The 12,544-nt window shown below is 56.3% G+C and carries 11 protein-coding genes; 5 read left to right on the forward strand and 6 right to left on the reverse strand.

Annotation, left to right across the window (positions count from 1 at the left end):
* Positions 1 to 97 precede the first annotated feature (97 nt).
* A complete protein-coding gene (locus tag KGB29_RS05450; protein WP_150814370.1) occupies positions 98 to 730 on the reverse strand; it encodes a response regulator in 633 nt (210 codons plus the stop codon).
* A gap of 39 nt (positions 731 to 769) precedes the next feature.
* Positions 770 to 2,128, reverse strand: coding sequence for a cache domain-containing protein (locus KGB29_RS05455; RefSeq protein WP_150814371.1), 1,359 nt, complete (start codon positions 2,126 to 2,128; stop codon positions 770 to 772).
* Between the two features lie 349 nt (positions 2,129 to 2,477).
* Here KGB29_RS05455 and KGB29_RS05460 point away from each other — a divergent pair, with 349 nt between their 5' ends.
* From KGB29_RS05460 to KGB29_RS05475, 4 genes are all read left to right on the forward strand, one after another.
* Positions 2,478 to 4,535, forward strand: coding sequence for a carbon starvation CstA family protein (locus KGB29_RS05460; protein ID WP_150814372.1), 2,058 nt, complete (start codon positions 2,478 to 2,480; stop codon positions 4,533 to 4,535).
* 2 nt (positions 4,536 to 4,537) lie between these two features.
* The gene (locus tag KGB29_RS05465) at positions 4,538 to 4,735 is read left to right on the forward strand and encodes a YbdD/YjiX family protein (protein WP_007976534.1); all 198 of its coding nucleotides are present in this window, start codon (positions 4,538 to 4,540) and stop codon (positions 4,733 to 4,735) included.
* A gap of 313 nt (positions 4,736 to 5,048) precedes the next feature.
* Complete coding sequence (gene katG / locus KGB29_RS05470; protein WP_150814373.1) at positions 5,049 to 7,262, forward strand: catalase/peroxidase HPI; 2,214 nt, start codon at positions 5,049 to 5,051, stop codon at positions 7,260 to 7,262.
* A 106-nt stretch (positions 7,263 to 7,368) separates the two neighbouring features.
* A complete protein-coding gene (locus tag KGB29_RS05475; RefSeq protein ID WP_150814392.1) occupies positions 7,369 to 7,563 on the forward strand; it encodes a tail fiber assembly protein in 195 nt (64 codons plus the stop codon).
* Between the two features lie 86 nt (positions 7,564 to 7,649).
* Here the strand turns inward: KGB29_RS05475 and KGB29_RS05480 are convergent, their stop codons facing one another.
* The 4 genes from KGB29_RS05480 to KGB29_RS05495 all read right to left on the reverse strand — a co-directional run bounded on the left by KGB29_RS05480 (position 7,650) and on the right by KGB29_RS05495 (position 11,428).
* A complete protein-coding gene (locus KGB29_RS05480; protein ID WP_150814374.1) occupies positions 7,650 to 8,054 on the reverse strand; it encodes a hypothetical protein in 405 nt (134 codons plus the stop codon).
* 661 nt (positions 8,055 to 8,715) lie between these two features.
* Positions 8,716 to 9,111, reverse strand: coding sequence for a GtrA family protein (locus tag KGB29_RS05485; RefSeq protein ID WP_150814375.1), 396 nt, complete (start codon positions 9,109 to 9,111; stop codon positions 8,716 to 8,718).
* 8 nt (positions 9,112 to 9,119) lie between these two features.
* Positions 9,120 to 10,133 (reverse strand): glycosyltransferase family 2 protein, encoded by a 1,014-nt coding sequence (locus tag KGB29_RS05490; protein ID WP_150814376.1) that lies wholly within the window; start codon positions 10,131 to 10,133, stop codon positions 9,120 to 9,122.
* Between the two features lie 38 nt (positions 10,134 to 10,171).
* Positions 10,172 to 11,428, reverse strand: coding sequence for a hypothetical protein (locus KGB29_RS05495; RefSeq protein WP_150814377.1), 1,257 nt, complete (start codon positions 11,426 to 11,428; stop codon positions 10,172 to 10,174).
* A gap of 648 nt (positions 11,429 to 12,076) precedes the next feature.
* Here KGB29_RS05495 and KGB29_RS05500 point away from each other — a divergent pair.
* On the forward strand, positions 12,077 to 12,529 hold the full coding sequence (locus tag KGB29_RS05500) for a cupin domain-containing protein (protein WP_150814378.1): 453 nt from the start codon (positions 12,077 to 12,079) through the stop codon (positions 12,527 to 12,529).
* Positions 12,530 to 12,544: the final 15 nt, after the last annotated feature.

The following is a 12,544-nucleotide window of genomic DNA, read 5'->3' on the forward strand; positions in this document are numbered from 1 at the left end:
GGCGTCGGCATTGCCAGCAATGTTGTCGACTGACACAACGCCTTCGCGAGCAAGCCCGCTCCCACAGGTTTTTGCAGTGAACACAGGGTTCGCGGTGTTAGCGGGAAATAAGCCCATGATCGATCGCGTATTTGACCAGCGCCGCCGGCTTGTCGATGTTGAGCTTGCGTCGGATGCTCAGGCGATGGGTTTCCACCGTGCGCACGCTGATGTCCAGTTCCCGGGCCATTTCCTTGTTGTTCAACCCCTGCGCCATCTTCGACAACACCTGGCTTTCCCTCGGGGTCAGTTCGTTGTCGGTGTTCCTGTCGGCGATCAGCCGCTGGGCGATTTCCGCGCTGTAGAAGGTTCCGCCGCTGGTGATGGCTTCGATGGCGGCGATGATTTCCCGTGACGGGGCGTTCTTCAGCACGTAGCCGCTGGCGCCGGAGCGCACCGATTCACTGACGTATTCGTAATTGTCGTACATGCTCAGCACCAGCACCTTGAGCGACGGGTACTGGCTGCGCAGCACGCGGGTCAGTTCCAGGCCGTTCATGTCCGGCAGGCTGATGTCGACCAGCAGCAGGTCCGGCTGGCAACGTCCGACCATCTTGATGGCCGCGGCGCCGTTTTCCGCTTCACCGACCATTTCCAGGGGCGACATCACGGCCAGCAGCGCCTTGATTCCGTCGCGGACCAGGGAGTGATCGTCGACCAGGGCGACGCGGATCGGGGAGGGCAGGTTCATCGCAGCTATTCACTCTTGTAGTTTTGGGCCGGGTCAGCGTTATGCGTCTGGTTTCATTGGCAGCCGCACATCCAGCTCGCTTCTGCCCGGCATCGAGATCAATTCGAAGCGCCCGCCAAAATGTTCGACGCGTTCGCGGATGTTACGCAAGCCAATGCCAGCCTGACGACGTTCGACCTGGGCGACGTTGAAACCGATACCGTCGTCGACCACCGTCAGCCGCACGGACTCGTCGCAGCCGCGCAGTGTAATGGACACGTTCTTCGCCCGGGCGTGGCGTTCAATATTGGTCAGTCCTTCCTGGACGATTCGGAACAGCGAAACAGCCGCGCCGTCGACCAATTGGCAGTCGAATTCATTTTCGTCATAGGTCACGGTCAGCCCGCTGCGCTGTTCGAATTCGGCAGCCAATTGGCCGATGGCCGCCGGCAGGCCGAGGGTGTCGAGCAGGGACGAGCGCAGATCATGGGAGAGGCTGCGGACTTCGCCGATGGCATCGCCCAGGCGCTCGGTGGCGTCTTTCAGCGTGCTCAAGCCCTTGTCGGGGGCCTGTCCGCGTTCCAGCAAATGGCTGGCCAGTTCGAACTGGAACTTGATCGAGACCAGCACCTGGCTGATGCCGTCGTGCAACTCGCGGGACACCCGTGATCGTTCTTCTTCCTGCAGGCTGACGATGCGTTGGGTCAGGCGCTGCAGTTTCTTGTCCGCCAGGCGATGCTCGCTGACGTTCAGGGTCATGCCGGTGGCGAATACGAACAGCACCGCGACGAGGGCGACCACGGCAATCGCCATCATGGTCTTGCGGATGCCCATGGCCACTTCGGCACGGGCCTGCTGGGTGGCGCGTTCGACATCCTCGAGGTAGATGCCGGTACCGAGCATCCAGCCCCAGCGATCGAGCATCACCACGTAGGCGAGCTTGTCGGTCACCTGGCCGGAGGAGGGTTTGTTCCAGGCATAGCGTTGAAAACCTTCGCCCGATTGCGCGCTTTTGAGCAGCGCCTGGATCACCGGCAGGCCGTGGGGATCTTTCATGTCCCACAGGTATTGGCCCACCAGTTCCGACTGGCGCGCATGCATCAGGCTGCGGCCTTCGTGGTCGTAGACGAAGAAGTAGCCGTTGATGCCAAAGCTGAGCTTGCGCAGTTCTTCCAGCACTTGTTGTTGGGCACGGGCATCGCCGTGGCCGTCGTCGTACAGGGGCGCGATCAGGCTCTGGGCCATTTCCACGTAGTTTTTCAGCTCCGCGCGCTTGCTCGCCAGAATGCTGTCTTCGATCAGTTGCGCCTGTTGATCGCCCAATTGGCGATTGAGGGAAATCACCAGCGCGCAGATGACGGCAATGGCCAGCACCAGCGGCAGAATCCCGAGGGCGACGATCTTGTGTTTGAGCTGCATGTTGACTCCTGCCCGCGCGAAGGCTCGGGATCATATGCCAAAGATACATAGCCTTGTTGGACGGAATGACCATTGGCCGGGGTGAAATGCGAAACCAATGTGGGAGCGGGCTTGCTCGCGAAAGCGGTGGGTCAGCTGACATCAATATTGACTGATCCACCGCCTTCGCGAGCAAGCCCGCTCCCACAGGGAGATCGGCGTCATCTACGTAGAACTACGTAGACGCCACGTACGTAGTAACGCGGATTTATTTGTGGACGACATGCGCAGATATTGGGCCAGCTCCGCACTGCGGACACAATTATAAAAATTACCGCCGCAGTCACTGGCTGTCGGCAGGAGACACGCTATGCCCCGTCTGGCTAAACACCTCGCCTGGTTTGCCGTGGCTGTCCTGGGAGCGATTGCGCTGAGTGTCGTGGCCCTGCGCCGCGGCGAAGCGATCAACGCCCTGTGGATCGTAGTCGCAGCCGTCGCCATCTACCTCGTTGCCTACCGCTACTACAGCCTGTTCATCGCCAACAAAGTGATGCAGCTCGACCCCAATCGAGCCACTCCGGCTGTGCTCAATAACGATGGTCTGGACTACGTGCCGACCAACAAACATGTCCTGTTCGGTCACCACTTCGCGGCCATTGCCGGTGCAGGTCCGCTGGTCGGCCCGGTGTTGGCGGCGCAGATGGGCTACCTGCCCGGCACGCTGTGGCTGATCGCCGGCGTGGTGCTGGCCGGTGCCGTGCAGGACTTCATGGTCCTGTTCATGTCCACCCGCCGCAACGGTCGTTCCCTGGGCGACATGGTCCGTGAGGAAATGGGCCGCATCCCCGGCACCATCGCGCTGTTCGGCTGCTTCCTGATCATGGTCATCATCCTCGCGGTGCTGGCGCTGATCGTGGTGAAGGCCCTGGCCGAAAGCCCTTGGGGCATTTTCACGGTAATGGCGACCATCCCGATCGCGATGTTCATGGGCATCTACATGCGCTACATCCGCCCGGGTCGCATTGGTGAAATCTCGGTGATCGGCGTGCTGTTGCTGCTGGGCTCGATCTGGCTCGGCGGGCAGATTGCCGCGGATCCGGTGTGGGCCAAGGCCTTTACCTTTACCGGTATCCAGATCACCTGGATGCTGATCGGTTACGGTTTTGTCGCGGCGGTATTGCCGGTGTGGCTGATCCTGGCACCCCGTGACTATCTCTCCACCTTCCTGAAAATCGGCACCATCGTCGCCCTGGCCATCGGCATCCTGGTGACCATGCCCGAGCTGAGAATGCCGGCCCTGACCCAGTTCGTCGACGGCACCGGTCCGGTTTGGAAGGGCGGTCTGTTCCCGTTCCTGTTCATCACCATCGCCTGTGGCGCGGTCTCCGGTTTCCACTCGCTGATTGCTTCCGGCACCACGCCCAAGCTGCTCGCCAGTGAGGGGCATGCCCGTTACATCGGTTACGGCGGCATGCTGATGGAGTCGTTCGTGGCGATCATGGCCATGGTCGCGGCTTCGGTCATCGATCCGGGTGTGTACTTCGCCATGAACAGCCCGGCCGCCGTAGTCGGTGCCGATGCGGTCGCGGTTGCACAAACCGTCAGCAGCTGGGGCTTTGCCATTACCCCGGAAGCCCTGCAAGCGGTCGCCCATGACATCGGTGAAACCACCATCCTGGCCCGTGCCGGCGGCGCGCCGACCCTGGCGGTCGGGATCGCGCAGATCCTGCACCAGCTTCTGCCAGGTGAAAACACCATGGCGTTCTGGTACCACTTCGCGATCCTGTTCGAAGCGCTGTTCATCCTCACCGCAGTCGACGCCGGTACCCGTGCCGGTCGCTTCATGCTCCAGGACTTGCTCGGCTCTTTCGTGCCGGCGCTCAAACGCACCGAATCCTGGACCGCCAACCTGGTGGCCACCGCCGGTTGCGTGGCCATGTGGGGTTATCTGCTGTACCAGGGCGTGATCGATCCACTGGGTGGCATCAACACCCTGTGGCCGCTGTTCGGCATCTCCAACCAGATGCTGGCCGGTATCGCCCTGATGCTCGGCACCGTGGTGCTGATCAAGATGAAGCGCCAGCGTTATGTGTGGGTGACCTTGCTGCCGGCCGTATGGCTGCTGATCTGCACCACCACCGCCGGCTTCATCAAGCTGTTCGACGCCAACCCGGCGATCGGCTTCCTGGCCCTGGCGAAGAAGTACAGTGATGCGCTGGCCAATGGACAGGTGCTGGCCCCGGCCAAGAGCATCGACCAGATGCAGCATGTGATCTTCAACGCCTACACCAACGCGACCCTGACTGCGCTGTTCCTGTTCGTGGTGTTCAGCATCCTGTTCTTTGCGCTCAAGGTCGGCATCGCTGCCTGGGGCACCAAGGAACGCACGGATAAAGAAGCGCCATATCAAGCGCTGCCGGATGCCTGATCATGTTCAATGACCTGAGTCGCCTCGGTAAATACCTCGGTCAGGCCGCGCGCCTGATGGTCGGCATGCCCGACTACGACAACTACGTCGAGCATATGCAGACCAAGCACCCAGACAAACCGGTGATGGACTACGAGGCGTTCTTCCGCGAGCGCCAGGAGGCCCGTTACGGCAGTAAAGCCGGACCGAAGTGCTGTTGAGTGACATAAAAAACCGGCTGAAAGGCCGGTTTTTTATTGAATACAGGAATGCCCTGATGACAACGTCCTTGCAGCCAATGCTGCTCATCCACTGTGCAACTCGTTACTGATTTGAACTGTTTATCAGCTATCTCCAAAGATGAAGCGACAGTTTCCCCGACCGGGACTTTAATGGAGGGTCTGGAGCGACTGATCGCGGGGCTGTCATAGCCTCAAGGCTATGGATCCCATACCGAAAAGCTATTTCATCAATCGGTGATCCGGAGCCACGCTCAAAGGTGGTTAGCTGAAAACAAAATCAAGAGGAGATGCCATGTCAACTGAATCGAAATGCCCGTTCAATCACGCCGCTGGCGGTGGCACGACGAACCGCGACTGGTGGCCGAACCAACTGAACCTGAAGATCTTGAGTCAACACTCGCCCAAGTCTGACCCGCTGGGAGGCGACTTCAACTACGCCGAAGCCTTCAAGAGCCTGGACTTCCAGGCGCTGAAAAACGACCTGACTGCGCTGATGACCGATTCCCAGGATTGGTGGCCAGCGGACTTCGGTCACTATGGGCCTTTCTTTATCCGCATGTCCTGGCACGCCGCAGGCACCTATCGCACCGGTGACGGTCGGGGTGGTGCCGGTTCCGGCCAGCAACGTTTTGCGCCGCTCAACAGCTGGCCGGACAACGTCAGCCTCGACAAGGCCCGTCGGCTGCTCTGGCCGGTCAAGCAAAAGTACGGAAACAAAATCTCCTGGGCCGACCTGATCGTCCTCGCCGGCAACGTCGCACTGGAATCCATGGGCTTCAAGACCTTTGGTTTTTCCGCTGGCCGCCCCGATGTCTGGGAACCGGACGAAGACGTCTACTGGGGGGCTGAAGGCAAGTGGCTGGGTGGCGACGTGCGTTATGGCAAGGATGCCGGGCAAAATCCCGTAGAGCGCACTCTGGAAACCCCCCTCGCAGCCGTGCAGATGGGCCTGATCTACGTAAACCCGGAGGGCCCTGAAGGCAACTCCGATCCAGTTTCCGCCGGGATAGATATCCGTGAAACCTTTGCGCGCATGGCAATGAACGATGAGGAAACCGTCGCGCTGATCGCGGGCGGTCACGCCTTCGGCAAAACCCACGGTGCGGGTCCCGTCGATCATGTCGGACCTGAGCCCGAAGCCGCCGGCCTCGAACTGCAGGGCCTGGGCTGGAAGAGCACGTTCGGTACCGGTAAAGGTGGCGACACCATCTCCAGCGGCCTGGAAGTCACCTGGACCACCACGCCAACCCAGTGGAGCAACAACTACCTGGAGAACCTGTTCGGTTACGAATGGGAACTGACCAAGAGCCCGGCGGGGGCAAACCAGTGGAAGCCGAAAAACGGCGCGGGTGCCGGCACCATTCCGGATGCACACGATCCGTCCAAACGGCGCGATCCGACCATGCTGACCACGGACCTGTCGCTACGCTTCGACCCGATCTATGAACCGATTTCGCGGCGCTTCCTGGCCAATCCAGACCAGTTGGCCGACGCCTTCGCCCGTGCCTGGTACAAGCTGATTCACCGTGACATGGGTCCGCTCTCACGCTACTTCGGCCCGGAAATGCCGAACGAAGAACTGCTGTGGCAAGACCCGATCCCTGCCGTCGATCATCCGCTGGTCAATGACAGTGACGTGGCGGGCCTGAAAAGCAAGGTGCTGGCGTCCGGCCTGTCGGTCTCGCAGCTTGTATCTACAGCTTGGGCGGCGGCTTCCAGCTTCCGTGGCTCCGACAAGCGCGGCGGTGCCAACGGCGGGCGTCTGCGCCTGGCACCGCAAAAGTCCTGGGAGGCCAACCAGCCAGAGCAACTGGCCAATGTGCTGGCCAAGCTCGAAGGCATCCAGAACGAGTTCAATAGCGCGCAAACCGATGGCAAGAAAATCTCCCTGGCCGACCTGATCGTGCTCGCCGGTGGCGCGGGTGTCGAACAGGCTGCGAAAAACGCCGGCCACAGTGTGACGGTGCCGTTCAGCCCGGGACGCATGGACGCCAGCCAGGAACAGACCGATGTCGAGTCCTTCGGATTCCTTGAACCGATTGCCGACGGCTTCCGTAATTACCTGAAGCAACAGTACCGGGTGCCGGCCGAAAAATTGCTGATCGACAAGGCACAACTGCTGACGCTCAGTGCGCCGGAAATGACGGTATTGCTGGGTGGCTTGCGCGGGTTGGACATCAATGTCGGCCAGAGCAAACACGGTGTGTTCACCACGCGTCCGGAAGCCTTGACCAACGACTTCTTCACCAACCTGCTGGATATGGGCGTGGAGTGGAAGCCCGTGTCGGATGCCCAGCAAGAGTATGAAGGACGTGATCGCAAAACCGGTGCAGTGAAGTGGACGGGCACCCGGGTTGACCTGGTCTTTGGTTCCAATGCGCAGTTGCGTGCGCTGGCTGAAGTCTATGCCTGCGCCGATGCGCAGCAGAAGTTCGTCAAGGACTTCGTCGCTGCGTGGACCAAAGTGATGAATTTAGACCGGTTCGACTTAAACCGCACTGTCTAGAGGGGATGTTGTCATAACGCTGGCATTACCGGCAAAAAGTGCCTCGGCTCGCCCTCCGGCTCCGACATCAGCGGAGGGCATCCAGCGACCATAAACCTTGGCGATCATGGTCCAGTCTTTGTGGCCAAGCTCGTCGCTGGAAGAAATCAAGGCGTCGAACACTTCCACCAGGGACTTCCTGCTGGATCAAGCCACGCGAGCCATCAACCCGCTGCAGGACGCAGTGGATATCGATGACGCCACCCCTGACGATGTTGCGCTGCTGAAGACATGGAAGCAGTACCGGGTTGCTCGTCAGTAAATCAGTCTGACACTTTTGCCATTGCTGTCTCCAGCAGGGCTATCAGTGCCGCGGGGAGGTGGCAGAGTTGCTCTGCACCTACATAATCAAACGTTCGAGGCTGAGCGACTATTAATAGCTGTCACGAGAGGCGTCGGCGTATCCGGCGAGAGTTGCATTGGTTCGCTTTGACATACCAGTGATTTTTCAACCCTGCGCCGCTCACGCTGGCGAAAGGCTCTGATTGTCGGAACCGTCAGGACAAGGGAAAAAGGCCAGAGCACCAGGGCAGTCAGGATGACCATGACGCAGGTGAATCGGTCAAAACTGCTCGCACCAACAAACACCAGCACTTTTTCAAGAACTATGTTCGGTTCGATCGGTGAAGGGGTGTGGTTCATCCAATCATGACACCACTGCTTGACTTGGAAACATAACCCAACGAATAAGGCAAAAATCCAGACTGCCCCCAAAGAAAAGCCAATCAGCAGCGTGGTTATGATGATTTCCATTTAAGACCTATCCCTTTGAGAACTGATCAGCGTGCAAAGTTACTCTGGAGTTATGACAGCCGCAAGTGGCATATCGGTGGCCAGATCAATGGGAGATCGGCGGCCAACGCTTCCACTCTGAGCGGCTTGGAAGAAGTCGACAGCTGCCCGCGTCGCAGCTGTGCTTGCGGACGCGCTCAAGCGGGCTGACCAGCGAGCGAACTGGCTGCAATTGCTGACCATGCCCGAGCCAGGGGATTGACTTGCGAGCAAGCCTACGACTCGCATCACTGATGCCGATGATCCTGGATGATCCATTCAGGAATAACCCGGAATCGAGCACCTCTCTGCTGGCTTTCGATCTGGATGGCCAAGTCCTGTTTGTCGACGATGGTCCAAGTGTCAGTCCGATCGAAGGGGCTGTTGCTGGCGCAAGTCGGGCTAGCAGCTGCACCTTGCACGAACTGGTTCAACGCAGCCTTCATGCTTGCCAGGTCAGGCATGGATATGCGGAAGGCAGAAGTAGTGCAGATGCGCCTTCAGAGCGACATACGAAGTCGGGGCCCGCTTTAGCAGTTAGGGTAATGATCAATAGCAATACCAAATAGATCGCGACCTGATTCAGCGTGACCTGGCGATTCGGTAGCTCATGTCTTGTATTGATGATTAAAACTCCTTGTTCTCATGCCGTGTTTTCGCTAAAAACGAAGTACTTACATGTGAAGAATCCAAAAAACGCAACCGCTATTATCGCAAGAATCTGAATGATCTGATGGGGGTAATGCAGAATGTCGACAAGGATGTACAGGAGCATAAAGTTAATCAGGTACCCGGTTATATGCATCTGTACATAACGGGTTAGTGCTCCCCGATTTTTTTTCTGAGAAAATGTCCATTTGTAGTTGGCGATATAGCCAATGGCGACGCCTGTTAAATACATTAGCGTCATCGACAGTTTTTCACCTCTCCCGGAATACACAATCAATAGATACCCGAGGTAAAGCAAAGAGTTATTAACTAGACCGACGATGCCGTAGCGAATTAATTGGCCAAAAGAAGGAGAGGTGAAAAAGCTCATTCAGTCAACTACCTTCTATCTTCTTCGACGGGGGAAGCTGACGGTGAGCTACGTGCAGTTATGTCTTGTGTCTCTCGTCGCGATTCGTAGGTTTTCTGTCCTATGATGTACAAGGGACGCCGTTTGGTTTGGTCAAATGTCTTTCCGACATATATTCCAACGATGCCTTGTATTGATATCACAATGCCGCCAATGAAGAATATCGAAACCATGAGACTGGTCCAGCCTTGCACTACTGCACCATGGAGCATGGTGGTGAGTATGAGGTAGGCTCCGTAAATAAATGACAGTAAGGCCATGGAGAAACCAAGCTTTACCGCAAGTCGAAGTGGCTTGTCTGAGTATGCGATAATTGTTTCCATAGCCAAATTCCAAAGCTTTGAAAACGTATAAGTGCTTTTCCCATCCAGGCGTTCCGCGTGCTCAATCTCAATTCCTGTACTGGCAAAGCCTGTCCAGTGAACCAGTGCGCCAAAAAAGCGGAGTTGCTCTCGCATTTGACAGACGTTATCTACAACTTTTCGGGAGATGATACGGAAGTTTCCGCTGTCGCCATTATATTCAAAGTCTGCCAAGTAGCTGAACGTCTTGTAGAACAGCCAGGAAGTTGCTCGCTTAAGCGGGGGGTCGCTTCGTTTTCCCCGCAAAGCTAGAACAATGTCGTAACCTTCTTGGGCTTTGGCATAGAGGCGTGGAATTTCTTCAGGGCGATCTTGAAGATCGCAGTCCATTACGACAGCCCATTGCCCTCGGCAAGCGTCCAAGCCGGCGGTTATTCCATAGTGTTGGCCGAAGTTTCGACTTAACTGAATGCCGCGAACCCGCGGGTCGGCCTCAGCGAGGCGCTCTATAATCTGCCAGGAGCGATCGCCCCCACAGTCTTCGATCAACAAAATTTCAAAGTCGATCGAAATCCTTTCAAGGGACTTTCTTAATCTGGAGTAAAGCTCGTCAAGTGTGTTCTCGGCCTTGTAAACCGGAACAATGACTGAAATATGTGGCCCGACCGCTTTTGGTGTCATGGTTTTATGTCTTATTTAGTTGTGGGCTCGACAGGTTTTTACCAAAATTTCGCATTAAAAAGGAGCTCCTGCCTGTAAAAAAACAACCCGAAAGCTGCGTGCAAAAAGAATAATGCTAGACACAGAGTGTATTTTATTTTATCGGTTTTCTTTTTGGTAAGGTTTTTTGTGTTTTTAAACAAGAAGGCGACAGAAAACAGGAACACCAGGTACAGCCCCATTTGCCCGCTCCACCAGAAATTCCCGTCATACATTCTGTATCCGCTTTCTGCGAAAAAATACGTAAGAACTAAGCCCATGAAAAGGCAGCAGGAAGAAAAAATTATAGCTTTGTCTTGTATAAATCTTCTTGGGTAACACAGAAAAACCAGCAGTGGAAACGCTATCGATAGAATGAATTTCGGAAGCAGAAAGTTGGAGTAATGAGCCATTGTCTCAAAAGGCATAACCACGATATGGCTTTCCGTGTTGCCGGTAGCTTGTGAGAGGCCCTGGAAGAAAAATGTTTGGAAAAATTGCAGGCCAAGCACTGTGAAGATCGGGAGAAAAAATGAGAAGTATATGTATTTGCTCGTCAGTGCTGGCTTCAGTCTGTGGGTCACCAAGAGAAATAGCACGAAGGCAGGCAGCACAATCATTAAGAAATTCGGCTTTGAAATTCCGCAGAAAAACAAAGATAGAGCGAGTGCGATGCCACTGGGCAAGTCGTTGTTCGATGTGCTGTTTGCTGATTTGAGCGCATAGCAGAAAGCAAGGAGGGAGAGAGGCTTTAGAAGCAGCATGGTAGGGCTGTGATAAATGCTGATTCCGATGTAGCCGAAATAGAGGTGCTGGTCTATAGGGAAGAGTAGTTGCAATGGTGTAACAAGGAGGAGGCAGACTGAGAACAGTATGGCGATGATTGTAGGCGCGTTCTCTGTCAGTATTTTATAGTTTAAGGCTGAAAGAAAAAATATCGACAGCACTATTACGATAGTTGACGACTGTGCGTAGCTGATAAAAAATATGTTCTTTGCGAGAATAGTCAAGAGGTGGTAGAGCGGGTGCGGCAGTATCAGCTTTTGGCCTTCTTCCATTTCGCTTGCCCACTTCAAGTGAGCAACGTAGTCATATGCGTTTGCTGATAGCGTGCTTATCAATGGTTCGAATATAGCTATGCAAATTGCCAGCAGTGCGACATAGGCAATTAAGTTTGTCAGATGTTTCGATTTTGTATTAGAGATGGTGTCGAATTTGTTTGTGACGTGCTCCCCTCTATTATTGCTGATTGGTTCAGCCGGTTTAAGTGATGTCATTCTTGTTCTTCCCTCTATGTGTTTTGTTCTTGCACGAATTGTGAGGCGGAAAATAAATGGAAGCAGCGAGTATACCCGCTGGACGTTGACGCTGCTCCTTTCGGTGGCGCCACACGCCATGAGCTTCCGATTCGATGGTGAGAAATTCGGTCGGGCTCACAGCCCACCGCTGCTGGATGCTCGTCTGTCAGGAGGAGAGGCCAATGCTTCCACGCAGGCCGGTCTATGGGATGTCGTCGGCTACCTGTGTGCACGGTCGTGGTGGTGCCAGGCTATATATACGAACCCCAAAGGGGGCTTTTTGAGGGCCTGAAAACCGCAGCCTGCGCGGCCCTCAGGGCTACCCTTCACGATGATGAATCTGGATCGCTTCGATCTGGCGTAGTCAAAAGCCTGAATTTGCCGCGACCTGAGTGGGATCGGGTCGCGGTCACTTCATCTTCGGCATTGACCACGATGCCAGTGGTCATTTGGCGTGCCCACAGCTGCGGGTTTGTATCCGTAGGTATCCGCAACGCCCGCCGTTACCGGGGCATACAAAACCGCCGTTTCCCGACACCCGGGCGATACACGGCGGCCTTCAAATGGAACCACCGACACCGCGCCACTTTCGGCGCGGTCTGGCGTGGTTCAATTGGAGGAAAGACAATGTTGCGTATCCACACCCGTCACACCCTCGGCAAGCTTGGTCTGGCTCTGGCTGCCGCAGGACTCGCAACTGTAGCGAGTCTCTCTCAAGCCCAGGAAGCACAGCCGGCCCCGGCGATGAAAAGCTGGCAGCAGGGCCTGCATCGCACCGACCTGGTACGCGAAGACCTGGGCGCTGCCGATCGCGAAGTCCTTCAAGTACTCGTGGACTTCGATCACGGCGTGACTTCACCCAAACATGCTCACCCGGGCGTCGAGGTGGCGCACGTGATCAGCGGCACCTTCGAGTATCAACTGGAAGGGCGGGCACCGGTGACGCTCAAGGCCGGTGATTCGTTGTACATCCCTGAAGGCGTCGCCCATGTGGCGAAGAACGTGGGTGGAGGCAAGGCCTCGGAACTGGCGACCTACATCGTGAAGAAAGGCGAACCGCTGCTGATCCTGAAGGAGTAGGCGAGCGCCGCCGGG

This window comes from Pseudomonas sp. BF-B-30, assembly GCF_019956305.1.
In the GTDB taxonomy this organism is placed as follows: domain Bacteria; phylum Pseudomonadota; class Gammaproteobacteria; order Pseudomonadales; family Pseudomonadaceae; genus Aquipseudomonas; species Aquipseudomonas jessenii.